Source organism: Aeromonas sp. 82P, from assembly GCF_051919365.1.
Lineage (GTDB): Bacteria > Pseudomonadota > Gammaproteobacteria > Enterobacterales > Aeromonadaceae > Aeromonas > Aeromonas veronii.
Genome location: NZ_JBQBEV010000001.1, coordinates 2,065,243 through 2,090,634, shown reverse-complemented (window position 1 = coordinate 2,090,634; position 25,392 = coordinate 2,065,243). Strand labels below are relative to the sequence as shown.

Here is a 25,392-nt window from a genome sequence, read left to right as displayed (position 1 = left end):
CACAGATAAAATCACGTATTAGCTAGTTTTGTTAGATGTCTGAATATTTTTAAGGTAACTTGCGGATTGATTCATTTTTGCTAGCAAGCTATCCAACCCACCATATCTTGCGCGTAAGCTGGTCTCATATTTTACAAGTTCAGCAGCAGCGTCACTCTCTTTTTTTGCCAGAGAACGTAGTTCTATATTTAGTGAGTCTTCTCGTTGTGCAACCAAACCGCCGCTTTTGGAATAACTTTCCAGAGATGTAGCCAACTTACCAGCAACGCCCTTCTCGCCGCCAAATACTGCTACTACTTGTTCAAAATTTTTATCTAATGCCTCACCAAATTTTTTATCATCAAGAGAAAGAACCCCTTTATTATCCATCTTGATGCCAAGTTGGAATATTGTTGAAAACTCTTTGGATGACTCTGATGGAGTGATAAGCGTATTACTCATAAGGTTGACGACACTACGGGTCATTGAGTCCCCTGCTAATGCACCGCCATCATTCTGTGTTACACCTGCGACGACAGAATTACGTTTACCTAGCGAGTCTGCTTTAACAACCAGTTCGTTATAGCCTTTAATGAAATTTTTTACCATCTCCTTGATGCCATCTTTATCCGTTGTGACATCAACTTTATTAGACTTTGCTACACCCGAAGTGTCTTTATCAGACACCCTCAGAACTGTCATTTTTAATCCCATGATAGTGCCATCAAACGTGTTACTATCACTCGTTAACGTATTACCATCAACAGAAATTTCGGCACTTTCTGCGGACTGCGTTTTGGTTAAAGATGAGGCAAAGGTTGTCAACCCTGCGGTACTACCCGTAATTTGCAAATCTTTACCGGCACCACTAATACCAGAGTCAATAACCAGCTTTGCTTTACCATCAGAGGTGTTAATAATATTGGCATTCAGACCAAAGTTATTGCCATTTTCATTGACCCGTTTACGGATCGCTTGAAGAGAATCGCCAGCCTTCACATCTACATTAAACGTTTTTGCACCGGCGGTGAATGTAAGCGTGCCATCTTGAGTCACCAATGGATCTGTAGAGTTATTGAATGTCCCTTCAAATTTGCTCGTTGTAGCCAATTTATTGACGGTTACATTGTACTGCCCATTAGCTGCACCGGTTTTACTCTCTACTTTTAGGACTGGGTTATCTTTATCCTGAGTTATATTGATAGCTCTTTTGTTAAAAGCATCCGATTTTGACATCTCTTTGAGGCTAGTAACATAAGAGCTAATTGCAGACTTGAATTGACCAAGACCTGACAATTCAACCTGTGCATTGGTTCTTTTGGTAATGATGGGTTGCTGAATCTGAGCCTTACGTGCATTGAGGCTAGCAGCGATAACACTCTCCAGATCAAGATTTGATCCGGCACCTGCAGATGTGATTGTTGCCATTTTGTCCTCTCCTAGCCACTGTACTTATGGTTTTAGACTTCACGATCAAGCAACAGTCCAACCCTGGGGGATGAGCTAGAGTGTTCCTCACTCAACTCTCTAATTCGCTTGCTTAGCGCGATCAGTTCCTCACTCGGTATCTGGCGTATGACTGACTTGGAGTCAGAGTCAACTACCTTGATGACCACTTCGTTCAACTCTCGCTCCAAACTAAAATTCACAGTCCATCCTTGTGATCGCCCAAACTCCTGCAATTTTTGTACCTGAACTTCAGCTTCTTCATCACTCAATGTCATAGATTGAGAAGTCGGTTTGATCCCTTTCTGAACATCAAGCTGCTCTTCTGAGTGCCCTTTAAACGATTCTGCCGGCCTGCCAGAAAGTGGTAGAGCGGCCGAATGGCCGCTCTTATCTTTCGACAGTACAGAAGAGCCACTAGCAGATGACAGGCTTCCAAGTTCATTCGTCATCTTATCTCTCCTCTATCTATCACTCCAGTGCCGACTCTTAACCCAGTAAAGAGAGTGCAGACTGTGGACGCTGATTGGCTTGCGCCAAAATACTGGATGCTGCTTGCTGCAAAATATTCTGCTTGGTCAAGTTGGCAGTTTCTGTTGCAAAATCAGCATCACGGATGCGAGAACGAGCAGCGCTGACATTTTCAGATACGTTAGCCTGGTTACGGATGGTAGAATCGAAGCGGTTCTGCACCGCCCCCAACTCGGCGCGTTTGCTATCGACGGCCTGAATCATAAAGTCCAAATTCGCCAACGCAATCTGCGCGTTAGAGCCCGTAGAACCCGAGATATCGTCAATATCACCCCAAGTAACCTTGCCAGTAGAATTAGTTACAGTCCAAGCATCAGCGACAGTTGCAGTAGAAGCCGCTTTAATTACGGCTTTCCCCTTGGTCATCTCTGCGATCCCGGTCAATTTGAAGGAGTTGGTCATCTTGAATGAAATGGTTTGACCCGCATCAGCACCGACTTGGAAACTTCCTTTATAGCTACCATTGAGTATTTTTTGACCACCAAAGGTTGTATCCCCGGCGATACGGTTAATCTCGGTTGTCAGTTGCTTATACTCCTGCTGCAAGGCAGTACGGTCATCTTTGTTGTTGGAGCTGTTTGCTGATTGTTGAGCCAGCGTGCGCATCCGCTGCAGCATACTGGTCACCTCATCCATCGCGCCCTCAGCAGTCTGAGCTACAGAGATACCATCGTTTGCATTTCGATTCCCTTGATCCAAGCCATTGACCTGTGAGGTCAAACGGTTTGAGATCTGAAGACCGGCAGCATCATCTTTGGCGCTATTGATGCGCAAACCAGATGCCAAACGGGTATAGGAAGTATCCAACGATTTGTTGGTATTCATCAGGTTACGCTGAGCGTTCAGTGATGACGTATTGGTGTTGATGTACATGGCCATAATAAATTCTCCCGAAGAACATGCGACTGCGGGTTGCGTCGTCTAAACAACACGACGTCCCACCGTTTGAAGAGCAGGTTGAACAGTCCTGGCTCTTCAGGCGGGTGTCTGTTTGAACGAACAGGGCACCCGCAGTAGTGCAAACGTTGGATTCCGAACACCCCTCGATTGCTTCACTTTGGTTAACGGCAGCGCAGATACAAGCTTTAGGAAAATTGTTGCCTAAAGCGGCAAATTTTCTCCGGCAGGCGGCAAAAGTTCATGAATTGAGCAACATCACCATGCAGCTCGCAGCGGATGAGGGCCCGCGTTAAGAGATAAGATGTGTTGGCACGGTTAATGCTAAGAACTAATAGAGTGACGTCAACTTGGCGACACAATAAAAAGAGGCCGGTAAACCGGCCTAAAGATGAGCATATGCTCAGGAGAATATGACCAAGCGTGACAGAACTACACAGCTGGACAACACTTGGCATTACTAGTAGAGAATTATATCTCTCCCGATAGAACAGAGTGCGACCCGAACACCCCTTTGTTCCATCTCTTGACCAGGGCGGCCTGAACAACCGCCCTGTTTTCTTTTGTTAGCCTTGCAGCAGAGACAGAGCAGACTGTGGGCGCTGGTTTGCCTGCGACAGAATGGTCGAGGCAGCTTGCTGCAGAATATTTTGCTTGGTCAGGTTGGCGGTTTCAGTCGCAAAATCAGCATCACGAATACGTGAACGGGCTGCACTGACATTTTCAGAGATATTCGCCTGGTTGCGAATGGTTGAATCGAAGCGGTTCTGTACCGCACCCAACTCAGCTCGTTTGCTATCTACCGCCCCAATCATAAAATCCAAGTTTGCTAACGCCAACTGGGCGCTAGATCCTGTCGACCCCGATATATCGTCAATATCACCCCACGTGACCTTACCGGTAGAAGCAGTTACAGCCCAAGCATCAGCCACAGTAGCTGTAGAGGCTGCTTTAATTACGGCTTTCCCCTTGGTCATCTCTGCAATCCCTGTCAGCTTGAACGAATTGGTCATTTTGAATGAAATGGTCTGCCCAGCCTCAGCTCCGACTTGGAAAGTTCCTTTATAACCACCTGCTAATATTTTTTGACCACCAAAAGTGGTATCACCGGCAATGCGATTAATTTCTGTAGAGAGCTGTTTATATTCTTGTTGCAAGGCAGTTCTATCATCCTTACTGTTTGAATCATTGGCTGATTGCTGGGCCAAGGTGCGCATCCGCTGTAGCATTGCGGTAATCTCATCCATCGCACCTTCAGCAGTCTGAGCTACAGAGATACCGTCGTTGGCGTTGCGGTTACCCTGATCCAACCCGTTTATTTGAGAGGTCAAACGGTTGGCGATTTGCAGACCCGCGGCATCGTCTTTTGCGCTGTTGATGCGCAAACCTGATGCCAGTCGAGTGTAGGAAGTATCCAGTGATTTGGTCGTATTCATCAGGTTACGCTGAGCGTTGAGCGATGAAACGTTAGTGTTGATATAAAGGCCCATGACTATTCTCCTAAGCTATTAAATTTACTCTTCTATTTGCTCTGGCTTTATTATTTTCCGTGCCCGATGCGTCTTATTTAACGGCTCGTTTTTGGATGTCTTTAGCATTTTTTTCAACGCTTCATCGCATTAACGCCGCTTACCTTATATATCGGCGGGTCGGGGGGATACTTAAGGAAAAAATCGGGCCAAAACCAGTGACAGACTCAACCTTCTGAAGCTCGCCAACGGCAGGGGGCAAACGAGACACTAACGGTTCGTGCTGCGAGAAAAAATCCGTCCCGACTCTCAATTTTGTCGAGCACTGTTGGCGATTAGGCTCACCAGCCCCTAAAATCGCGGCCCCATCAACAATTTGGCGTGAGTTGTTCTCCATGCAGACACTGGTTGAGCAGATTGTTTACATCAGCGACATGTTTGGTACTGCGGTATTCGCGTTTTCAGGGGTATTGGTGGCTGGCCGACTCAGAATGGACGGGTTTGGCGTCATGGTTTTGGCGGCGGTCACTGCCATCGGTGGCGGTACCATTCGCGATATGATCCTGGGGGCTACCCCTGTGTTTTGGGTTCGTGACCCTCTCTACATCTGGGTGGTCATTGCAACGGCACTCATCGGTATGTGGATGGTCAAACTACCGCGCCGCATGCCCTGGTATGTCTTGCCGGTAGCCGATGCCTTTGGGCTCGCCCTCTTTACGGTGATCGGCGCCCAGAAAGCCCTCAACTTTGGCACCTCAGGTCTAATCGCCGTGCTGATGGGCGCCATGACCGGGGTGGCTGGCGGCATGATCCGCGATGTGCTGGCCCGGGAAGTGCCCATGGTGCTGCAAAAAGAGATCTATGCCACCGCCTGCATCCTCGGCGGCATTCTCTATACCCTGGCGCTGGAGGCGAACATGGACAGGGTAACGGCCATGCTCATCTGCATGACGGCCGTGTTTGGCTTGCGAGTAGCTGCTATCTACTGGCATCTGTCGCTGCCCACCTTCTCGCTGCAACGCAATTGAGAGCAGGCCCACAGCGTCATCATGTCGCTGTGGGCCGCGCGTTGAACCAAATAGGCTTTTCTGTTGTCATAGAAGCAGTCGTTGTTAGCCGGAACTTCTCATGCGCAAAATCGGTATGCTTACCACCCTCCTCCTGGCGAACGTGACGGCAGCCCACGCCGAAGCACAAGTGGTATTTGGACGACTGGCCTCGGCGCCGGTGCAGCAGTTCAACCAGCAGATACGCCAGGCAAGCCATCAACAGCAAAACTGGGTTAATGACTACCGTGAGGTCGCTCTGCGATTCGTCGGTCATGGTGACACGCCCAGCCGCATCCATGCCCAGCAACTGGACAATGACTTGGTGCTCTCGGTCGCCCTCGACGGCAGCAAGAGCGACATGATCTACATCCTGACCCTCTATCGCAGCAACAACCTGTGGCAGATGCGGGAGGCGGAAATGGGCTGGCGTTGTCAGGGGCAAGACTCCTTCACTCCGGTTCCCTGTCCCTGATAGTCATTGCTCACTATGTGAAATAAAAAATCCGGCACATTGGCCGGATTTTTTATTGAAGGTGAAAAACACGCTTACGGGCGGTACACCTTGACGTTGTCAAAGCCCTTCTCTTTCAGATAGAGCGCCTGCAGCTTGCTCATCACGCCGCGATCGCAGTAGAGCAGGTAGGTCTTCTCTTTGGGCAGATCGCCAAAGGCGGTGGCCAGCTTGAAGAAGGGGATATGCAGCACTTCACGATTTTCCACCACCAGCGGCTTCTCGTCGTATTCATCGGCAGAGCGGATATCCAGGATCACCTCGTCAGCGCCCAGCACCTGAGTCGTTTCCACCTCTTGCACTTCAGCGGCAGTCTCTTCACCGATACGGCGGATATCGAGGTAACGGGCCTCAGAGACCACCTTGTCCAGAATGGCGAAGTCGAAGTTGCCCTCCTCCTCTTCAATGCGCGTCAGATCGGCCTTCACGGTCGGCTTTTTGGAGATGACCCCACAATACTCCGGCATGGTCTCGGCAAACTCCAAAGTGCCGATGCGGCGGGCTTCACTGATGATATCCGGCTTGTCCCAAGTAATGAGCGGGCGCAGGATCACCTTGTCGGTCACCCGGTCGATCACGTTCAGGTTGGTGAGAGTCTGGCTCGATACTTGACCCACACACTCACCGGTCACCAGCGCCGGGATCTGGAACTCGTCGGCCACCTTGGCGGCAGCACGCATCATCATCCGCTTGAGCACCACGCCCATCTGACCGTTGTCGATCTTCTCGAGGATCTCGGCAACCACCGGCTCGAAGTCCACAGCGGTGAAACGTACCCGGTGGGAGGAGCCGAAACGGTTCCACAGGTGATAGGCCACCTGCTTGACGCCGATCTCGTGGGCCGCACCGCCCAGATTGAAGAAGCAGTAGTGCACCCGGCAGCCGCGCTTGATGAACTGGAACGACGCCACACCGGAGTCAAAACCGCCGGAGAGCAGACTCAGCACATCTTCTTGGGTCGCGATGGGCATACCGCTCAGGCCCTGATGAATGGCGCTGACGATGAAGAGCTCCTCGCCGTCGATCTCGAGGTTGATCTTCACATCCGGGTTCTTCAGACGCACGCCGTTGCTCACGCAGTGCTGGTTCAGGCCACCGCCCACGTAGCGCTCCACTTCGAGGGAGGAGAACTCGTGCTTGCCGTGGCGCTTGGCGCGCACGCAGAAGGTTTTGCCCTTGAGCTGGTCACCCCACACGGCTTTCACCTGCTCGAAGATGTCGTGCAGATCGGTAAACTTGCTGGCCTGCACTTCGAGGAAGGCCTGAATGCCCGGAATACAGGCCAGGGCTTCAATAGCCTGTTCGCGGAACTGGTCATTGCGGGAGCTCACAATCAGCTTGTCCCAATCCATCCGTACGCGGGCATCGTCGTCGAAGCGGCGCAGGACATTGCGGATATTGCCCTGCAGGATTTTGATAAAGCGCTGGCGAACCGACTTGCTCTTGATGGTGATTTCCGGGAACAGCTTGATAATGAACTTCATGGGGGCTCTTTAAATTTTAAGGTAAATCAACGACTTACAGGCAGGTGTGGGAACAAATGTTAGAATGGGAGTTCCCGTGAACAGCTACACATTATCTCACAGCGACCAACTGGTTGCCACCCTTGCCAAGCAGCCGGTGTCCACCTTCGGGACCCACTACACCAAGGAAGTCGCCCTCTTCATCGCACGACACCTGAACAAGGCCCAAGGCTGGGCTGCGAGTCTCTACCTGCGGACCATCGCTAATGGTATCGGTTGCACCACCCGCACAGTCCGTAACTCTCTGCGTCGTCTGGAAGCCATCGGCTTCTTCAAGACCGAGTTTCGGAAACACGCCCAGATAGCCAACTGGAATCTGGCCTCTGTGTACCGCATCGGGTCGGCACTCCTAGCCCTTTTCCGTACCCCCAGCACCAAGCGTCCGGCTAAGTCTTCGACTTCTTTTAAACAGAAACAAAGTAACAAGGATCACGCTCCCGTTTCTTCGTCTGTGGGTAAGTTCGCCATGTTCGATCCCCAGCGAGTCACCAAGACACCGGAAGAATGGGAAGCCAGCCAGAAGGCCAGCCAAGAACACAACAGGAGCGCCCTTGAGAAGCTGAAGGCTCTGTTCGGGAGGGGGCAGCCATGAAGATCACGTTCGACGTTGAGCGCATACAGGAAGCCCTAGCGAACCCCGAGCAATCCGGACTGAATGACGTGGATTTAGCCCTACTCCCTGCCCTCCTAGAGCTGGCAGGAGGTTCCAATCACTGCGTCATTATCGACGACACACGGGCACCGAAGAAGAAGCGGAAGCCAAGGCCGAGTCGTATCAAGCGGAGTAAGCGGAAATGATGACCGAGCGTAAAACTCTGGTATGCGTGGAGGCTGGGCTGGGGGTTGCTGAAGGGCTGGTATTCCCTGTGCTGGGAGAGAATGGGAGTGTGTGGGAGATACTGCTGGGCGGTGTGTACCGGAAGGTGAACAAGCGGTCTGGCCGTGTGCAGGGCTGGAAGACAGGCCCGAGGTTTGGTCCGGTGGTTACTTCGGCGTGATCACCAAGAAGAATGCCGCGCTCCTACGTGAAATTTTCTGGTCCACAGGGGCCCGATCGCAAGCAGGAGCGCGTCCAGAGGTGGTCTTATAGTGATAGCCCAAGCATGGAAGGCACTATAGCGACTGCAACTGCCTTGATTGTTTCAAAGGTCATGTCGATACCCTTGGTTGCAAAGGTCTCTTTGATCTTGTTCCACACAGTATCGCTACGGATTGCGTCGAGGAAATCGTGGCCTTCCCATGATAGAGCGTGTACCAAGAAATCCTGTGCGCTATCCACTGTAGGGCCAAATTCGCAGGAAAGTAATCGCCCTTGAACAAACCCATTTTGAATTAGTAGCTTCATGTGATCAGAGATCAACCTTGCGGATTTTTCATCAGGGCAATCGAATCCATCTAAGGATAACCCATTATCGGGGCTCTCTAATGCTTCTACTTTTATCAGCAGATCTCTAATTATGCTCCAATCGCGCTTCATCTTCTGTCCTTTGATGTTGATTGCGCCTACAGGGCTGATACCAAACAGCCGCCGACTTTCTTACCTTCGTTTGACCCACGGTGGTTGTGGTATGCACGGCAGTAATCAATTGCGTCCCCCCGTGTCCCCACCATGTACTGGTCCCTGATTCCGGCGCGGTTGAACACCTTCATAATTTCCGCTTCTACATCCTCTCTGGTGCCATGAATTTGCACGACACGGTGTGTGTTCCCTGATTGGCGATAGAAGGTGAGTTGGAAAGAAGTGATCCCATCAAATCGAGACCAAGCGTCAGCGGCGTCAACCACTTGGGTTTCAACCTTAGACGATGAAAAAGCCCACCCTAGCAGGGCAAGCAGTAGTCCCCCGCCTAGGGCTATCAAGGTATTCGTAGCTTGATCCATGTGGGTTCTCAGTCAGATCCAGACAAGATGGCATCTTACCCAATAGGGACCCTTCGGTAAATTTGGAAAAAACTGTGAGTCCACTCTTGAGGATTAAACCGCCAGCCAATACCCCCCGTAGGGGGTCCCTGTGTCAGCCTTTCGCTCGCCCTCTCCGTCCGTCTCCATGACCGCCTGAGCACCCGTCTGTCCTTCTGCTTGTCCATACCATAAGCCATCCCAGCGCCAGCACATAGGCGATCCCCTGCGCCATCCTGTGGCCCTTCCTTCTCTATGCAGGTGGATAGTCCCTGCGTCCCTATCACTTGATCACCTTGGGCCCGTCCTCTCGCCTATCACTCCGTTGTCCTGGCTCTGTCTTGGCATCCATAAAGGTATACCCTAATGAACTTCTTTCACACGGGGGTATTGACTGTCTCATTTATGTTTCATAATCTAAGTCTCATAGGATTAAGGCATTAATGTGACAGCGTGACACCGACAAGACTCACGTTGAAGCAATAGGAAGAAGATGAAGGAGATTTCCGCATGAATGACTTGGTTATCAGGCTTCGCCGATTCAAGGACAGGAAGTCACTGGATAGAGTCGCCCCAAGGATGCTTGATAAGGCTGCTGCTACGGGCTTCCAAGAGGAACTGAAGGTCATCGCAGCGATTGACCACCGGCAAGCAGAGATAGCTGCTGGAAAGCATTACGACGCGGGGAAAGTCTCTATGACAGCTTGGGCATTGGTGGATTGAGTAGGAGAGAGTGATGGGACAGGTTATCGGTTATGCGCGTGTGTCATCTGTCGGTCAATCGCTGGATGTTCAACTGGATAAGCTGACAAAGGCCGGTTGTGAGCGTGTGTACCAAGAGAAGGTATCAGGGACCAGCACAGATGGCCGTGAGCAACTAGCCGAACTCCTGCGGTATGTCCGAGAGGGGGACGATGTGGTGATCACCAAGCTGGACCGTCTGGGCCGTTCTCTCGCTGACCTGCTGGACATTACGGAACAACTGGAAGCCAAGGGCGTGACCCTGCGTGTACTGGACCAGAACCTAGAGACGACGACAGCCCAAGGGAAGCTGATGTTCACCATGCTGGGTGCCTTTGCTGAGTTCGAGACGGCTTTACGCAAGGAGCGTCAGATGGAAGGTATCGCCAAGGCCAAGGCTGCGGGGAAGTACACTGGCAGGCCCAAGAGTATCGACGAGGATGCAATCAAGGCGACCCTGCTGGAAGGCGGCAAGTCCCTGCGAGAAATCGCTACGCTTCATGGAGTCAGCCGAGCGACTGTCCATCGCCTATCAACAAGGATGCGAGAGGATGGGGAGCTGTGTTGATCGAGTGTGTCTATCGGTTGAACCTAGGAACATCGAAAGGATCGATCACTTGGACTGTCGCGGAACATTAGAAAAAACTAATTTACCCTGACCAATAGAAAGAACTGCTCGAGTGACCCACTTTGATCGAATCTTTCAATCGCCCCCGAGGCTGTTCACCGCGACACCTTGGGGGTTTGTCGCTTAGCAGGACGCGATGATGGCCTGTGTATCCCTTCCCGTCTTCCTCTAATGCTTTCTTATTGCCTCCCTTCTCTCTTACTTCCTTGTCCCTGCTGTCCTCAGGCTTTCTCTGAGAATCTCTCAGATCGTGCAGGAGTGAGCATGTGGGGTTGCATGGGGCAAGTCCTTGAGCGATCACAGCGAGCGTCTTCGGGGCTATCAGGAAGGGACCAGAAGGGGAACCTTGGGCCGACTCTGCGCTTGTTCGTCTGAGTGTCCCTGTTTATTGTCCCTGAGTCTGTAACTGGGTCCGCACTACCGACGATTATCCCGAAGACACCACTAAGACACCTTCCAGAGACCTCCAGAGCAGGGGCAATTGGAGCATGTCACTTTTCCCTGACCATAGGGGGGATACGAAAAGACCAATACTAAAAGACATCTTTAAGACACCCCAGATAACTTCTCTCTTACCTTACTTACGTCAGGTATCTTCAAGATTACCCACGGTCTCCCCAGAAACCATCATCAGGGCGATCCATTGTCTACCATGCAGCCATTGTTTAGTAACCCCATGAATCGCCAATACAACCAATTGTCAGGGAAGATGTAGGGAAGACCTATCAAAACTACTGCTATGGTGATCCTCTGAAGGACATCACTGCCGTTTCCTAACCAACCAGTTCAGAATTCCGACGAATAGTGATGATCCCAACGTATGGTTGTCATGGAGTCGGGAATCTGATCAAATTGGTAAAATCCGAAATTTACGGGAAATACCAACTCAACAACTGCCAAACTAGAACGCTATGACAACCGATAAGATCGAGATCCTCTCCCCAGCTCTTGTTCCTACTGATGCTACTGAAAAGTCCACCGCGCACCCAGACAGTGCTATCAATGAAATCAGGTCACAAAAGACTATCAACGCATCCACGATTATCATCAGTCCAGAGTATCAGTACCGTGTTGGCCCCTTGGACAATAACAATGTGGCGTATCTTGCCACGCTGATCCAAGACGGAGTCCCTTTCGCTACACCTATCCGTCTACAGTGTCTTTGGGGGTCTCAGCTGTACTTAGTCGATGGGTTTCACCGAATGGAGGCATTCAAACGGTTAGGTATCACCGAGATCCCGATTCATCACTTTTCTATTGAGGAAGCTGATTCGAGCGTAGACGTACAGTTACATGCAATGGGGGCTAATACAAAACACGGGAAGCGAAACAGTGCTGCCGATTATCGTAACATCATCGCGAAAATCGTGGAGAAGGGCTATCCCCGCGAATTAATGAAGAACGCATTCGAGCCAGACATCCCCGCTATAGCTAAGGCCATTGGGACCTCCAAGACTGTGCTGGAAGTGGCTTACAACAAATTCACAGGTTTCAAGGATAATCCACATCCCACCTTGTCTGTGGAATGTAAGACTCGCCGCAATGAAGCGATTATTGAAGCCTATTGCGATGGATTAACGGCAAACGCTATTGCAGAAATGTATCGCATCAAGAGCCCCAAGACGGTTGCTCAGGTAATCACTGAAGCCGAAGCGAAGTGGGCTGAGAATGAGCGCATGAGGGAAGAGCAAGCCGCTGCGGAAAAGGCTGCACTCATCGCTCGCGCTGCGGAGCATGGGTATAGTGAAGATAAAGTGTGGTTATTTCAGCAAATGGCTCACTTCTATGAGGACGATGATACAGACGGGAGCGCTTCCCAGGGCAACACTGAGAATGTTGAGTCTTCCGTAATCCCGATGGCTGACGCCTCAGACCGTAGTACAAGCCGCGTGGATGCAGACACTCACATTCTCCGTGTCATCAGCTCTATTGATGACACTTCCGCACCTACCGAAAAGTCAGACGAGCCTTTCGATGTTTATAAAGCAACAGGCTACAAACCCGACCAAACCCGCCATGCCAAACCAGTGAAACCCGAGGACATGACCACTGAACAACTGCAAGAGGCATGGAAAGCACACCAGAAAGCAAAGGCCAAAATAGAACGACAAGAAGAGAAACTGCGCAAAGCGGCGGCTCAAATGGGTGTCATCTTGGCGGAATAAGCTGACGGATAGATGAAAGCGCTGGAGCAATCTGGCGCTTTTTTTTATCAAGGTTTAGGACCTATCAACAGCCCTTGAGTTGTGACAGATCGATCTCCTTCTACTCTTGTTGCTTTTTGACACTTGACCCACCAGCACGCCTCCATCCTTTTCACTGACCTAAGCAAGATCTCTGACCGCCCTTTAGTCACTTTCATTCAAACATCAATGCCTTTATGTCGTGCCTCTGCTGCTCCAGTTTGCCTACCGGAGAGAGGGCGGCAGGAGAGGCACAACAGAAGGAACCCATTTATGAAGATCACTTTCAACGGTAACACTTATCCGATCCGCAAGAACGCCGAGGGTCTGTACTCGCTGACCGACATTGAGAAAGCATGGCTGACTGAAGGCAACACTGGCGGCCAGCTCGATAACTGGAAGCGTAACCCAGAGGTACGCGACATGCTTTTGTTCCGTGAAATTCACGTATCAAACATCAAGGCCCGTGGGGCAAACGCTGGTACTTGGGGCTGCAAACGTGCGGCCATCCTCTACGCCTCCTACTGCTCCCGAGAGTTCCAGCTTGCTGTCATTGACGCCTTCATTGCGCTGACCGAAGGCAACACCATGCAAGCTGCCGCCATCACTGAGTCTGTCGCTGTGTCCCCTGAGTTGCTGGAGAAACACGATGCCACCCGTAAGTCCATGAACGAAGTAATCAAGGCCAAGGGGATCGACATGTGCGGGAAAGCCTACGGCAACTTCTACCGGCTGGCCTGTAAGGCTGCCACTGGGTATGTTCCCTCTGTCCTTACAGGCAAGAATGGGTCAGCCAAGGAGTACATCAAGCAGGTATCAAACGCTCCCTGTATGAACGCTTTGATCGCTTGCATGGAGACCATAACAAGGGGGTTGAAGGTAGGACTGGATTATCACAAGGTCGCCGCCATGCTCAACGTGGAGACCTCACAGAATAGTGAGCTGTTAGGAGCCTGAGCTAGTCATAGCTGCTGACCTCGCTATGAATTTCCAATCGGGTCAGATGCTGGTACGGTAAAGCTACCCCAAAATGCTCTGGAGTTTGTCATGAGAAATCCCTCTCTTCCTGATGATGATCCTTCTGTAACTACTCTCGTAATTGTCGCTAATTTGGTAGCGCGTGTTCGCTTAGGAGAAATCTCTGCGGAAGAGGCTGTTCACGAGCTTTTCGATCTTGGATTTAGAAATGCACCTCTTAGCGCATTCATGAAGCTCTTTGCATTTGATGATTCGGTCATGGAGACCATCTTCATGAGCTACGAGCCAACCTCTAGTTCTTGGTAATCGCTTACAGCAAAGCCCCCTTGGTGTACTTCGGGACTACCTGATGGTCACCAAGGGGGCTTTTTTTCGATGTTACTAATCAAAAATTCATCACAAAAATGGGGATTAGACTGTGTTAGGCTTCAGCTTTGTCACTGAAAACATGGAAGAATCCCAATGAAACACATCATGTTGACTGCACTGGCGTTAGGACTTGCTGGCTGTGCCACCCCCAAACCAGTCCTTCAGACTGCACCAGTATCAATCCCCCCACTAGGTACCCAGTCCACTAAGCATCTAGGTGAGCAATTACTTATGCAAGCCGAAGGGGTTGTAACGAAAGCGATAGAACTCGGCGGAGCAGATGGGATGACAACGAATGTTCCTGCTGGGATCTACTGTAATACTGGCGGCGATACCTATGTGGCTACGGGTAACATTGAGGTCGGGGTAAAAAACTCGTTTGGAGACATAATTCTTCGTAAGACAGACCTGAATTATGACGGTAAACAAGTATGTGCAAACGGATCATTCTCCTGTTACACACCTCAAGAAATTTCGATCAAAGAGATTCCTAATAAACTCTGTGTGAAGAAAGACTCCTTCCAGCAAGTCATAGAGTTCAATGGTAAATCTGGTGACACGTTGAATTTCACTTATCGAGAGTTTACCGGCGGAATGGCTCGCTCTGCTTTCACCGCAAACTTCACTATGGACCTGAATGAAGGAGACGAGCTTGTCTACAAAGGGGCGGTGATCAAAGTTAATGCAGCTAACAACAAGCAGATCACTTACACCGTTCTCAAGAACTTCAATACGCTATAAAGGCTGAGACTTTAACCCTAGGAGCTCAACCATCTCCTAGGGCTTTTTCGAGGTGGTTACTTGTTGAACAACTTGAGGAACTGGGACATGTAGTCAGACGCAAGCATGGTCTCGACGGCTTCGAGCTGGCGTGAGTAGTCATGGCCGGATGAATAGAGGCCATAAGACATGGTTAGCCCTTTGGTCCCGTGTCCAACTATCGGAGCTGTAACATCCTCTGGGATGCCTGCACGTTGGTAGGCTGTGATAGCCATGCCACGCAAGCTGTGGAAGCCCTTGGTGCGATCTCTGACGCCTGTGGCAGCCTCTTTCAGCTTGCCAAACTTGCTGGACCATCCGTGGGGGTTCTTCGACTTAGGGACAGGCCACACGTTACCGACAACGCATTGCCTGAGTTCTTCCCAGAGACCGAGCGGAAGAGGGAAGGCACGGATGGAGTTTGCCGTCTTGCCTGCCTTGATACGCACCAGCGGGACGCCTTGGCTAACCTCAAAGGAATCAGCCTGAAGACCAATAATCTCGCTTAGACGGCAGCCAGTGATAAGTCCGAACTTCGTCAACATGTGAAGATCATGCGGTGCCTTCTCGACGATTTGGGCCATCTCTTCAAGTGTGAAAGGGGCGTATGACTGGGAGTCGCCTGTGCTCTTGATTCCTGCGCTCTTGAATGGGTTATCCCCTTCCACGCCCCGAGTGAGATAGCAGTTTTCCCACACAAGGGACAAAGCCGACAAGTAACCAACCCGTGTGCTATCACTCTTGCTGCCAGCCAGGGAATCTAGCCACAAAGTCACGTCCCTCCGCTCCACATCCTTCAGCAGAACCGCTTGACCACCAAGGAAGGATCCAAGGCTTTCTGCTGCGTGTTTGGCGCGACTCAACGTTGCCGGAGCTGCGGCTTTAAGACCCTTCGCGGCCTTGCCCTTCTCACTCTCGATGAACGCCGTAGACGCCTCTTTTAGCGTAATGGCGTACTTGTCGATGACATCCTGCTCCCCGTGGATGGCCAACTTTATGGCATCTGCCAGCTCTTCATCCCCCCGAGCTATTGCAGCCTCAACGTCATAGGCATGGTGGAGCCCTTCAGGTTCAACGACAACCTCTTGTCCATCTGGCAACACGACCGCTTCAATGCGCTGCTCTGCTTCCCTGATGGCCTGCTGAATCTCTTCGATGTAAGCGTTAAATCGCAGACGCTTGGGGGCTTCTTCAGCATGTGCTACCAAACGGTCAAAGTTGGCAATGATGAGGTCACGCTTCCTCTGGGCTTCTTTGAGGTCGCCTGTTTGTAACGTCTTTGTGTAGAGCCTCCGACCGCCAAACATCGGCAATCCACGGATAGCCTTGGGGACATTCCACACCAAGTACCAGCCATTTGCCTTCTGCTGTAAGGCCCAAGTCTTACGCCTTCTCATACACACCTCACTTATGCTAGTCTTACCACAAAAGTTACCGCCAATGTTTCCATCTTTGTGCTGTAAGTTGTTGATTAGCTATAAATTCAATGCGTTACGCATGGAGTCAAAAGATAATGAACTTCATGGTAATGACTCGGGTGACCTTGATTTAAGGGCGCGAATTATATCAGAACTTTGTGGCCAGCGCCTACTGGATGAGCGTTTGCTCACATTACCCCACGCAGTGTTTGCCGTGCAGCGCCAATCTTGCGTATATTCCCGACCCTGCGCCTCGCCAGATTTTTGACAACAGACTGATCCGATGAAGACCTATATCTATTACCCCGGCATGGAGGTACGCGACGAGCTCTGGCTCAAATTTGCCCTGCTCTATCTGGAGCGGCTCGCCTTCGTCTTCACCGTCAGCGAAAAGAGCGGCCTCACCGCCCTGCTCGATACCCTTCAGCAGCAGACCGATCTGCTGGCCGAGCGGCCCGATGCCGCCTTCTTTGCCGCCATTACCCCGCAACTGGAGAACCAGATAAGCGGCCTGGTGGCCCCCGATTTCGTCCGCCACAAGGTGTTTGGCAACAAGGAGCTGATTGGTCGCTGGCGTCAGGAGGCCAACCACGACTGCTTCTGCCCGGATCAGGCGGGGCTGGAGCGGCTGCACGGCTTTTGCCTTACTCACGGCTTTGCGACCCGGGATGAAGGGGGGATCAGAATGGCGCGGCGCTTTGCCAACCTGCTCTCCATGCGTCTCGCCCGTGAGTGGGCACTCGCCAATGACGGGGCGCTTATTACCGATCACGACTATCTCGACCGCCTGCTCCATCTGCTCGAATCCCGCTACCACAATCGCGGTGGTCAGGATTGCTTCCACCTCGAGATCCCGTTGCAAGTGCCCACTCACCTGGCCGACATTCCGTTTGCAGAGCTGATTGCCCTGCGCGGGCGCAGCGGCTTTCGCCAACAGCTGGCCGAATTTCATCTGGCCATCGACAACCTGCTCGCCATGCTGGGTAGCGGCTATGCCGACCCGGCGGCCCTGACCCGCTTTGAGCAGGCTCAGCAAGGGCTCAATCAACTGCTCGGGCCCGAGACCCTCAGCATGCCACTCACCACCCTGGTCAGCACCAGCCTGCCCGCCGTAGCCATGCTCCACCAGTTAAAGGCGAGCTACCCCGAAAGCAACCTCATCTTCCATCCCATCAAGAAGAGCCACTTTCACCAGCGCAAGAGCCAGCACTTCTTCACCCGGCTCGGCCATCTGCGCCAACCGGGCTGAATGGGCGGAATGAAAAAGGGGTTGGCATTTGCCAACCCCTCTCGTTATCTGCGGCCTACCAATCATCACCACGATGATTGGCCCGCTCTTGCGCCTTCCTGCGCGCCTCCATCGCCCTGTCACGGCGGATATTGGAAGGGGTACAGGCAAACTGTTTCTGATAGCAACGCGCAAAACTCTCGGAAGCTGGTTCGAAAGGTGAATAGAACCCGGTACGTTCAGGAGAAACATGGTGATCACCATGATTGGTTGTGGCACAACCCGAACTCATCAGCACCAGCAAGGGACACAGAACACGCAGCAAAAGAGAACTCCCGATTGGATTTGAATGAACTCGTAATTATTCATAAATTAATTCATCCAATCAAATATTGAGGCATTTCAAATGGTTAATTACATTCACCTCAATGGCTGTCGGCAAAACGATCAACGGGTGATGGTGCCAGCATCACTGTCAGGATGCACCACGCGAAACTCGATACGATCGCTGTTGCCCGCTTCATCCACCACCACCAGCTGATAACGACCCGCCACACTCAGCACCTGATCCCCGTCCCAGCGCAGTCGCTGGCCGTTGAGAAACCAGGCCGACTTGCCGACACCGCCCAGCACCTTGGGCTGCAACCGATAGCGCTGGCTGCGGATAAGGTTGCCCTCCCCCAGCGCCACGATGCGAATGGGAGCCTGCAGCTCGGCGCTCTGCCCCTCCCCTGCACAACCGCTGGCGAGCAGCGCCTGACGTCGCTCGCTGGGGGACCGCCAAGGCTCCAACGACAACGGCCAGAGGGCCCGAAAACCGGATTGTGCCGCATCGGGGCAACGGGTCAGCGTCGGCTTGCCTTCGGCAGTGAGTGCAACTTGCCGCAGCGGCGAGGGCCAGTCCATGGGATCCGGCAAGGTGGGGGGATCGCGCCCTTCCAGCAACCAGGCGCTCTGGCGCTGCAAACAGGCTTCAGGCAGGGTCGCGTTCGCCTTGCGCCCCAGCGGCCAGCAAATCTCGGCCTCGCTCACCGTGTTGGGCTGTGCCGGCAGAGGGCTGTTGTCAGCCAGTCGCGAGTAGACCGAAAGCAGCAGCGGCACCGCCGCGCTCTGGCCGTAAAAACCGGGCATAGGGGTACCGTCGGGGCGCCCCAGCCAGACGCCGATGGTCCAGCGACCGGAGACCCCCATCGCCCAGCTGTCGCGATAGCCGTAGCTGGTACCGGTCTTCCAGGCCAGCCTGTTGACCCGGCCGGTCGCCTCGCTGGCAAAGGGCTGATCAGCCCGTCCCTGCGCGCTCAGGATCTGCCAGATGATCCAGGCCGATCCCGGGCTCAGCAAGGGGCGGGGCACCGCCTGCTGCCCCGCCAGCCAGACCGGCATCGCCACCTGCCCCTGCCGGGTCAGCGCACTGTAGAGCGCCACCAGCTGCTCAAGCCGAATGCCCGCTGCCCCCAGCGCGATGGCCGGATTGGGCTTGTCGGAAAGAGCCAGCCTCACCCCGGCATTGTCGAGACGGCTGACCAGCTTGTCGGGCCCAAGCGCCTCCAGCACCTGCACCGCTGGCACGTTGAGGGATTGCTGCAGCGCCTGAGCGAGGGTCACCGGCCCCTGAAAGGCGCCGGAAAAGTTGGCGGGGCGATAGTCAGATCCCAGCCTCGGCGCATCGGAGAGCAGGGAGGCCGAGTGCACCAACCCTTCATCCATCGCCAGACCGTAGATAAAGGGCTTGAGGGTGGAGCCGGGAGAGCGGATTGCCTGCACCATGTCGAGATAACCGTGGCGGCGCAAATTGCCATACTCGGCGCTACCCACATAGGCGCGCACCGCCATGGTTTTGTTGTCTACCAGGAGCAACGCTGCTGAGGTCTGCTCGGGGAAGCGGCGAATGTAGCTCGCCACCCGTCCCTCCAGCCAGCGCTGTAGATCCCCGTCGATGGTGGTGTGCACCAGCGCCCCGGTCTGATTATCGGCGGCAAGGCGGGCAAACAGCGGCGCCTCCATCGGCGTGAAGTGACCGCGGGCCAGCACCGGCTCGATGCGTCCCTCCAGCCACGCCTGTTCGGGCCAGACGCCCTGCGCTACCAGTCGCTGCATCACCTTGTCACGGGCGGTGCGGGCCCGCTCGGGATGGCGGTCCGGCCGGTTGCGGCTGGGAGCCTGCGGCAACACCGCCAACAACGCCGCCTCGGCATAGGTCAGCTTGGCCGCACTCTTGCCGAGATAGGCAAAACTTGCCGCCTGCACCCCCTCCAGATTGCCGCCAAACGGCGCCCGGTTGAGGTAGACGGTGAGCAGGGTGCGCTTGTCGTAGTGCCACTCCAGCTGCAGCGCGCGGGCCATCTGGCGCAGCTTGCCGGGCACGCTCCGGTGGTAGGGCTCGATAAGACGCGCCACCTGCATGGTGAGGGTCGAGCCGCCCGATACAGCCCGCCCATAGCGCAGCCACTGCCAGACCCCGCGCACCATGGCCACCGGATTAACCCCAGGATGACGCCAGAAGTAGCGATCCTCGTAACCCAGCAACGCCTCGATATAGCGGGGGGAAACCTGCTCCAGCGTCACGGGATAGCGCCACACGCCGCTGGTATCGGCAAAGGCGCGCAGCGGTCGCCCCTTCATGTCGAGCACCACCCGTGCGTAGGCAGGGTCGAGCGGTGGCGGCGGGAAGAGTCGATCCAGTGCCAGCAATGACAGGAGCAGTGCTACAACGCCCAGCACCGAGCAACGCAGCCAGCGTGGCAGGCGACCAAGCCAGCGCCAGCCAGCGTGGCCAGTGCGACCTAATTTCAGCCAGCCACGCTGCCAGAAAGTGAGCGGGCGAACCCGCTCAAGGGAGGGAATGTTACTCAGAGATGATCACCTCATGGATATCCTCACCCACGGCCCGCAGCTCGGGCCGGTACATATCCTCCACCTGGGTCGGCGGCACCTGATAGCGACCCGGCGTCACTGCACGCATCAGGTAGACCAGTTGCTGGTTGCTCCCCTCGCTCAGATCCAGCGCTGCCGTGTAGCGGTCATCGCGAAACTCCTGATGCTTGAGATAGTCGTTCCACTCGCTCTGCCACGCCGGTTTCCCCTCGATGGAGAGCTCTTCCAGCTTGATGCTGTTGCCAAGGGCCGGGTTCTCCAGTTCGAAGCCAGCGGGCACCATCTCTACCAGCAGGGCATCAGGCACCGCCGACTCACTGCTGACGTTGAGCCGCACCACCACCAGATCGCCTACCTTCACCTTGGCCGGATCGAACGGCTGACCGTCGCTGTTGAACCAGCTGCGGGTCACGCTTATCCCCTGACTCAACCGGGCAGGAGCCTGTTCGGGGTAACCGATTAGAGTACGCTGCACATAGAGGGATCCCTTGCCCTCATTGGTAACCACACTGGCCGCCAGTGCCTCGGGGGCACCCAGTTGCAACGGGGCCGAACCGTTCAGGGATTCATTGCCAAGAGAGGACGTTACCTTGGCCTGCCAGTCGACGGCCGGATCGAAGCGGGCGAGTCGCAACAGGGCGAGCCGCTCCTGAGTGCTGAGCCACTGACGGTGAGCCAGGGTATCGGCTACCTTGGCGCTGAGATCAGGCCAGCGCTCCGCAGCCAGCTTGTGCTGACGAAGCAAGGAGAGCTCAAGGGCCTGATCGCGCAGCGGTGAGCCGTAATCCCCCAGATAGTCATCCCCGCGTTCGGTCGCCAATGCCCGGCTGAGGGCCTTGGCGGCGTTCTGCTCATCCCCCATGGCCGAGAGCGCCAGCGAGAGGTGGAGCAGCGGCAAACCGGAGCGAGCGTGATCAGCCTGCTGCTCCCAGATAAGTCGCAGGGTAGCGAGCGGTGCCTTGCCCACCCGGGCCAGCACATAGGCGCTGTAGGCCTGATAGGCCAACCGACTGTGCTCGGGGGCACTGCTCCAGCGCTCACCATACTGACTGTCGGTGAGATAGCTTTGCAGCCGGTTCAGCGCCTGATTGAGCATTGCCTCCGGCACTGCGTCGCCCGCCTCCTTGCGCGCCAGCAGGTAGTCGGCGGCATAGGCGGTGAGCCACTGCTCCTCGTCGGAGCGACCATCCCACAGACCAAAACCGCCGCTGGGCAGTTGCAACCGCTGCAGCCGCTGCAACAGGGCACGTTGCACGTCCGCCTCGCTCGCCGCTTTCTTGCCCTCTGCGGGTTTGCTCCAGGCGGCCCGCTCATCGGCCGTGGTCAGCAAGTAAGGCCAGGCACGGGACAAGGTCTGCTCCAGACAGGCATAGGGGTAATCGGCCAGCGCCTGCCACTGGGCTGCCGGATCCCAGGGCGGAGTGCCGGAGAGGCTGAGCAGCCCCTGCAGGTTGGCACGATCCAGCCCGGCCAGCTCAGCTGGCGCAAAGCTCATCTGCTGACCGGAGGCCAGCATCTGGTAGCGCTGGCGAGTCTCGGCCGGCCAGGGGGAGCGCAGCGGCAAAGTCCAGTCGCGGCTGATGGCAAAATCCTTGCCGCTGGCCGCCAACTGCAGGCTCGCCACGCCGCTCGCCCCGGTCACGGTGAGCGGCAGGGTCAGCCACTGCTCTTCGCCATTTTTAAGAGCCAGGGTGCCGGGCAGCTCGCCGTTTGCCTTGAGCCCACCGTTGAGGGTCCAGACAAGGGAGAGGGTCTGATCTTCGCCGCTCATGTTGCGCAACTGCACCAATGCCCGGGTCTCATCGCCTCTGGCGCCAAAGCGCGGCCAGCCGATCTCGGCCACCAAGGGCGCCACCACCTTGACGGCGCGCTCGGCCTCACCCACTTGCTGTTCGTTCCAGGCCAGCGCCATCAGCGCCAACTCGCCATTGAAGTTGGGCAGATCGAGCGGGATCACCGCCTTGCCCTGCTCGTCAAAACTCACCTCGCCGCTCCAGAGTGCAGCTATCTCGACCCGGCTCTCCAGCGCGCCGCCCTTTTTCAGCGGCGCCCGATCGCCCCCATAGTTGAGGCGGGCCAGCTTGCCATCCTGCGGCGGGATCACCTGGCCGTAGTTGTCGAACAAATCTTGGGCGAAGCGCTTGCGACCAAAGAAGATCTCGAACGGGTCGAGCGGCTGGTAGTCGCTGATATTGAGCACGCCCCGATCCACCGCCGCCAGCACCACGCGCCCCTGACTGTTAGGGGTGGAGGTAGCGGTCACCTCCAGTCGGGTGAGCGGCACCGCTTTATCGGGCGCGCTCAGGGTAAGCGGCAGACGGCGCGCTTCCCGGTCCAGGGTGAGCGGCACCAGCCCGACCGAGCGCAGGCTCTGCCCCTGCTGCTTGCCAGCCGGTTTGGAGGCGCTGTCTGGCGCGGCGATCTGGGCCGAGATATGCAAGTCATGGCGCTGCCACTCGGGACTGACCGGGATCTCGAACTCGCCGCGGGCATCCTTGGCATCACCGCCGGCCCCCTTGAGCTCGATACGCTGCCACCAGCGCAGGCCGTCGCCATCTTCCACCAGCAACAACCCCTTGCCGGGGCGCGGGGCCACCAGCGTCACTTTGGCCTTCTCCCCGGCCTGATAGGCGCGCTTGTCGAGGGTGATGGCAATCTTGTCAGGCCGCGCCTGCTCGCCACCGCCGCCCCAGGCGTAACTGCCGATCTCCACCCGCTGGCTCGATTGATGGCCCTGACTGTTCTCCACCTCCAATCGATACCAGCCCGCCGCCAGTTGCAGCGTGAGCGGAGTCGGCCCCTTGCCATCCAGCTGCAGGGTCTGCTCCTGCTCCAGATAAGGCTGGCTGTTGAACTCGTACTTCCACCCCTCGCCATCGGCGTAGTGCCAGTAGTAGTCGCGGTACTCGTTGATAAGGCGCACCTTCACCGCCCCCGCCACCGGTTGACCTTGCTCATCGAGATTGAGGATCTGGAAGGGCAGAGGCTTGCCCCCCTCTACCCGATCCGCCACGAAGTCGGCCTTGAGCGCCGGCCACTGACTGCCTGCGGGCCAGCCATACTGGGTGCGGCTGCGATTGACGGCGCGGCCACCGGGTTCGGAGAGCGATACCCGATAGGCCACCTCCAGCGGCCCGAGGGCGCGCACCCCATCGAGCTCATCAGCAAGCGAAAAAGTCCCCTGCCCCTGCGCATCGAGGGTGAGACTGAGGGGCTCGAGATCCTTGGCCTGCTCGGCGAGCAGTACGTCACCCAGCGTGAACTCCTGCCACTGGGTAAAGGGCATGGTGGCGCGGCTGATCTTCACCTCCGCCTTGGCCTTGGTGGCGCTCGCCGGTGCACCGTAGAGATAGTCCCCTTGCAGCGGCAGGGTGAGGGAGGCGCCCAGATCCGTCACTTCACCATCCGGCCCCTTGCCAAGCTGCAGTTTGAGCCGCTCCGGCAAAAACTCCTCCACCAAAAAGGGCCACTCGAAACGACTACCAGCGGCGGTCTTGAGGCTGATGGTCCAGCGCCCGAGCGGCGCATCGTCCGGCAGGCGCAGACCGTAGTGGGCCGCGCCAAGATTGTCCGGTAGCAGCCGCTTTTGTTCGAGCAGCTGACCATCCGGCTGTTTCACCTCCAGCTCCACTGCCATACCGGGCAGCAGCTGGCCATCCTGCCCCTTGAGCAGGATCTCGCTGTCGAGCCGCTCGCCGGGGCGATAAAGGTCGCGCCCGCTAAAGAGATACAACTGCTGGGCCTGCCAGGGCTGGGTACCGAGATCGAAGGTGGAGAGATCGAGCGCAGCCCCATCGAGGCGCAGCACCGCCAGATGCTTGCCCTGTTCGGCCAGCAGCAGGCGAGCCCCCTGCACCTGATCAAAGCGGCGATGGCCCTGTGGATCCGTGGTTTGCACCTGCAGCCGGTTGCCCTTCTCGTCGAGCAGGGAGAGCTGCACATCCTTGAGCGGGTCGGCGCTGGCCAGGGAGCTCACGAACACCTCCAGCTGATCGCGGTAACGACGGGCACTGAGCCCCATGTCGCTCACCGCGAAATAGGTGGTCTCCTTGCACCAGTCGTAGTTGCCAAGGGGCGACATCACCGCAAAGTAGACGCCAGCCTCCGCCAACTGTGGCTCCTTCACATTGATGAGGCGGGTCTCGCGCCGGTTGGCATCAAGCTCCAGCGCATAGCGGCCGCTGAATACCCGCTTGGCTCGCTTGGTGATCTGCTCAAGCTCCCAGTTCCCCATGCCGGCACCGGGGCGATATTCCGCCAGAAAACGGGGCAGATATTCCGCATCGACCCGAAAGAAATCGATATTGACCTCATCCACGTTGACCGCGCTGATGGGCAAGCGAAGTTCCTGACGCAGCGGCAATACCATGCCGCTGGCGGTAAAGGAGGCTCCCGCCTCCAGCGGCCGGGTTTTGAGGGTCCAGCTCTGGGGGGATGGGCCCAGCCCCGCCTTGAGGCTCACTTCATAGCTCTTGTCGGGCTGAACGTTCGGGAAATAGAGGGTGCGACCATCGTCGGCGAGGATCCACTCCCCCTGCACCTGCTTGCCCCCCTCACTGACCCCGAGCCAGCTCTGCCAGTTTGCCTTCGGCGCCAGGGGGCTGGAGAAGACCAGCGCCAGTGCCGGCGCATCGCGATATTGGCGGGCATTGGCCTGCACTACAGAAGTAGGCGCCCCTGCCTCCTGCTGCGCTGTAGATTCTGTGGTCGGTACTTGGCTGGTGGGCTTGTCAGGACCGCAGCCAGACAGCAAACCGACTACCCCGCAAAGCAGCAGGGTTGACCAGCGGCGGCGCAGAGCGCCGGTTTCAGCGATAGAGCGGTGAGAAGCAGAGGGAGAGTCGAAGAGGCGCATAGGTTCCATCCCGAGTTGGAGCGCTGCAAACGCAGCGTGGCTGGAAACAAGATAA

Annotated in this window: 19 protein-coding genes; 10 read left to right on the top strand and 9 right to left on the bottom strand. The window is 55.4% G+C overall.

The window, feature by feature from the left end; genetic code table 11:
• Window positions 1-18: 18 nt before the first annotated feature.
• The 4 genes from fliD to flaA all read right to left on the bottom strand — a co-directional run bounded on the left by fliD (window position 19) and on the right by flaA (window position 4,343).
• Window positions 19-1,407 carry a flagellar filament capping protein FliD gene (fliD, locus tag ACTG2S_RS09645; RefSeq protein ID WP_335837817.1) on the bottom strand — a complete coding sequence of 463 codons (1,389 nt, stop codon included), beginning with the start codon at window positions 1,405-1,407 and terminating at the stop codon, window positions 19-21.
• A 32-nt stretch (window positions 1,408-1,439) separates the two neighbouring features.
• Window positions 1,440-1,877 (bottom strand): flagellar protein FlaG, encoded by a 438-nt coding sequence (locus ACTG2S_RS09640; RefSeq protein ID WP_265775770.1) that lies wholly within the window; start codon window positions 1,875-1,877, stop codon window positions 1,440-1,442.
• 37 nt (window positions 1,878-1,914) lie between these two features.
• Window positions 1,915-2,835, bottom strand: coding sequence for a flagellin B (flaB, locus tag ACTG2S_RS09635; RefSeq protein WP_113739239.1), 921 nt, complete (start codon window positions 2,833-2,835; stop codon window positions 1,915-1,917).
• A gap of 584 nt (window positions 2,836-3,419) precedes the next feature.
• Window positions 3,420-4,343 (bottom strand): flagellin A, encoded by a 924-nt coding sequence (flaA, locus tag ACTG2S_RS09630; protein ID WP_113739238.1) that lies wholly within the window; start codon window positions 4,341-4,343, stop codon window positions 3,420-3,422.
• Between the two features lie 374 nt (window positions 4,344-4,717).
• Here flaA and ACTG2S_RS09625 point away from each other — a divergent pair, with 374 nt between their 5' ends.
• Both ACTG2S_RS09625 and ACTG2S_RS09620 read left to right on the top strand, forming a co-directional pair.
• Window positions 4,718-5,350, top strand: coding sequence for a trimeric intracellular cation channel family protein (locus tag ACTG2S_RS09625; protein ID WP_265775771.1), 633 nt, complete (start codon window positions 4,718-4,720; stop codon window positions 5,348-5,350).
• Between the two features lie 100 nt (window positions 5,351-5,450).
• Window positions 5,451-5,843 carry a hypothetical protein gene (locus ACTG2S_RS09620; protein ID WP_005333978.1) on the top strand — a complete coding sequence of 131 codons (393 nt, stop codon included), beginning with the start codon at window positions 5,451-5,453 and terminating at the stop codon, window positions 5,841-5,843.
• Window positions 5,844-5,917: 74 nt separating this feature from the next.
• Here the strand turns inward: ACTG2S_RS09620 and thiI are convergent, their stop codons facing one another.
• Complete coding sequence (gene thiI, locus ACTG2S_RS09615) at window positions 5,918-7,366, bottom strand: tRNA uracil 4-sulfurtransferase ThiI (RefSeq protein ID WP_265775772.1); 1,449 nt, start codon at window positions 7,364-7,366, stop codon at window positions 5,918-5,920.
• A gap of 64 nt (window positions 7,367-7,430) precedes the next feature.
• Here thiI and ACTG2S_RS09610 point away from each other — a divergent pair, with 64 nt between their 5' ends.
• Entirely contained in the window at window positions 7,431-7,997 is a 567-nt protein-coding gene (locus ACTG2S_RS09610; protein ID WP_439982394.1) for a hypothetical protein, read from the top strand.
• Between the two features lie 492 nt (window positions 7,998-8,489).
• Here the strand turns inward: ACTG2S_RS09610 and ACTG2S_RS09605 are convergent, their stop codons facing one another.
• Window positions 8,490-8,882: a DUF2513 domain-containing protein gene (locus ACTG2S_RS09605; RefSeq protein WP_439982393.1), complete on the bottom strand. Its 393-nt coding sequence runs from the start codon at window positions 8,880-8,882 to the stop codon at window positions 8,490-8,492.
• Window positions 8,883-9,814: 932 nt separating this feature from the next.
• Here ACTG2S_RS09605 and ACTG2S_RS09600 point away from each other — a divergent pair.
• The 6 genes from ACTG2S_RS09600 (at window position 9,815) to ACTG2S_RS09575 (ending at window position 14,944) form a co-directional block, all read left to right on the top strand.
• Window positions 9,815-10,027, top strand: a complete 213-nt coding sequence (locus ACTG2S_RS09600; protein ID WP_439982391.1) for an Hha/YmoA family nucleoid-associated regulatory protein — start codon at window positions 9,815-9,817, stop codon at window positions 10,025-10,027.
• 13 nt (window positions 10,028-10,040) lie between these two features.
• Window positions 10,041-10,613, top strand: coding sequence for a recombinase family protein (locus ACTG2S_RS09595; protein WP_265468271.1), 573 nt, complete (start codon window positions 10,041-10,043; stop codon window positions 10,611-10,613).
• A 971-nt stretch (window positions 10,614-11,584) separates the two neighbouring features.
• Window positions 11,585-12,838 (top strand): hypothetical protein, encoded by a 1,254-nt coding sequence (locus ACTG2S_RS09590; RefSeq protein ID WP_439982389.1) that lies wholly within the window; start codon window positions 11,585-11,587, stop codon window positions 12,836-12,838.
• Window positions 12,839-13,129: 291 nt separating this feature from the next.
• Window positions 13,130-13,813 carry a KilA-N domain-containing protein gene (locus tag ACTG2S_RS09585; protein WP_439982388.1) on the top strand — a complete coding sequence of 228 codons (684 nt, stop codon included), beginning with the start codon at window positions 13,130-13,132 and terminating at the stop codon, window positions 13,811-13,813.
• A gap of 90 nt (window positions 13,814-13,903) precedes the next feature.
• Window positions 13,904-14,140 (top strand): hypothetical protein, encoded by a 237-nt coding sequence (locus tag ACTG2S_RS09580; RefSeq protein ID WP_109422088.1) that lies wholly within the window; start codon window positions 13,904-13,906, stop codon window positions 14,138-14,140.
• A 156-nt stretch (window positions 14,141-14,296) separates the two neighbouring features.
• Entirely contained in the window at window positions 14,297-14,944 is a 648-nt protein-coding gene (locus ACTG2S_RS09575) for a hypothetical protein (RefSeq protein ID WP_109422089.1), read from the top strand.
• A gap of 56 nt (window positions 14,945-15,000) precedes the next feature.
• Here ACTG2S_RS09575 and ACTG2S_RS09570 read toward each other — a convergent pair whose 3' ends face one another.
• Complete coding sequence (locus tag ACTG2S_RS09570) at window positions 15,001-16,359, bottom strand: tyrosine-type recombinase/integrase (RefSeq protein WP_439982386.1); 1,359 nt, start codon at window positions 16,357-16,359, stop codon at window positions 15,001-15,003.
• A 304-nt stretch (window positions 16,360-16,663) separates the two neighbouring features.
• Between ACTG2S_RS09570 and ACTG2S_RS09565 the strand changes: the two genes are divergently transcribed.
• A complete protein-coding gene (locus tag ACTG2S_RS09565; protein ID WP_439982385.1) occupies window positions 16,664-17,629 on the top strand; it encodes a hypothetical protein in 966 nt (321 codons plus the stop codon).
• A gap of 426 nt (window positions 17,630-18,055) precedes the next feature.
• Here ACTG2S_RS09565 and pbpC read toward each other — a convergent pair whose 3' ends face one another.
• Both pbpC and ACTG2S_RS09555 read right to left on the bottom strand, forming a co-directional pair.
• Complete coding sequence (gene pbpC / locus ACTG2S_RS09560) at window positions 18,056-20,452, bottom strand: penicillin-binding protein 1C (RefSeq protein ID WP_439983245.1); 2,397 nt, start codon at window positions 20,450-20,452, stop codon at window positions 18,056-18,058.
• Window position 20,453: 1 nt separating this feature from the next.
• The gene (locus tag ACTG2S_RS09555; RefSeq protein ID WP_439982384.1) at window positions 20,454-25,337 is read right to left on the bottom strand and encodes an alpha-2-macroglobulin family protein; all 4,884 of its coding nucleotides are present in this window, start codon (window positions 25,335-25,337) and stop codon (window positions 20,454-20,456) included.
• Window positions 25,338-25,392 lie beyond the last annotated feature (55 nt).

Excerpts from the sequence above, each read along its gene's own strand:
- fliD (WP_335837817.1), bottom strand. The coding sequence starts at position 1,407 with ATGGCAACAATCACATCTGCAGGTGCCGGATCAAATCTTGATCTGGAG.
- ACTG2S_RS09640 (WP_265775770.1), bottom strand. The coding sequence starts at position 1,877 with ATGACGAATGAACTTGGAAGCCTGTCATCTGCTAGTGGCTCTTCTGTA.
- flaB (WP_113739239.1), bottom strand. The coding sequence starts at position 2,835 with ATGGCCATGTACATCAACACCAATACGTCATCACTGAACGCTCAGCGT.
- flaA (WP_113739238.1), bottom strand. The coding sequence starts at position 4,343 with ATGGGCCTTTATATCAACACTAACGTTTCATCGCTCAACGCTCAGCGT.
- ACTG2S_RS09625 (WP_265775771.1), top strand. The coding sequence starts at position 4,718 with ATGCAGACACTGGTTGAGCAGATTGTTTACATCAGCGACATGTTTGGT.
- ACTG2S_RS09620 (WP_005333978.1), top strand. The coding sequence starts at position 5,451 with ATGCGCAAAATCGGTATGCTTACCACCCTCCTCCTGGCGAACGTGACG.
- thiI (WP_265775772.1), bottom strand. The coding sequence starts at position 7,366 with ATGAAGTTCATTATCAAGCTGTTCCCGGAAATCACCATCAAGAGCAAG.
- ACTG2S_RS09610 (WP_439982394.1), top strand. The coding sequence starts at position 7,431 with ATGGGAGTTCCCGTGAACAGCTACACATTATCTCACAGCGACCAACTG.
- ACTG2S_RS09605 (WP_439982393.1), bottom strand. The coding sequence starts at position 8,882 with ATGAAGCGCGATTGGAGCATAATTAGAGATCTGCTGATAAAAGTAGAA.
- ACTG2S_RS09600 (WP_439982391.1), top strand. The coding sequence starts at position 9,815 with ATGAATGACTTGGTTATCAGGCTTCGCCGATTCAAGGACAGGAAGTCA.
- ACTG2S_RS09595 (WP_265468271.1), top strand. The coding sequence starts at position 10,041 with ATGGGACAGGTTATCGGTTATGCGCGTGTGTCATCTGTCGGTCAATCG.
- ACTG2S_RS09590 (WP_439982389.1), top strand. The coding sequence starts at position 11,585 with ATGACAACCGATAAGATCGAGATCCTCTCCCCAGCTCTTGTTCCTACT.
- ACTG2S_RS09585 (WP_439982388.1), top strand. The coding sequence starts at position 13,130 with ATGAAGATCACTTTCAACGGTAACACTTATCCGATCCGCAAGAACGCC.
- ACTG2S_RS09580 (WP_109422088.1), top strand. The coding sequence starts at position 13,904 with ATGAGAAATCCCTCTCTTCCTGATGATGATCCTTCTGTAACTACTCTC.
- ACTG2S_RS09575 (WP_109422089.1), top strand. The coding sequence starts at position 14,297 with ATGAAACACATCATGTTGACTGCACTGGCGTTAGGACTTGCTGGCTGT.
- ACTG2S_RS09570 (WP_439982386.1), bottom strand. The coding sequence starts at position 16,359 with ATGAGAAGGCGTAAGACTTGGGCCTTACAGCAGAAGGCAAATGGCTGG.
- ACTG2S_RS09565 (WP_439982385.1), top strand. The coding sequence starts at position 16,664 with ATGAAGACCTATATCTATTACCCCGGCATGGAGGTACGCGACGAGCTC.
- ACTG2S_RS09555 (WP_439982384.1), bottom strand. The coding sequence starts at position 25,337 with ATGCGCCTCTTCGACTCTCCCTCTGCTTCTCACCGCTCTATCGCTGAA.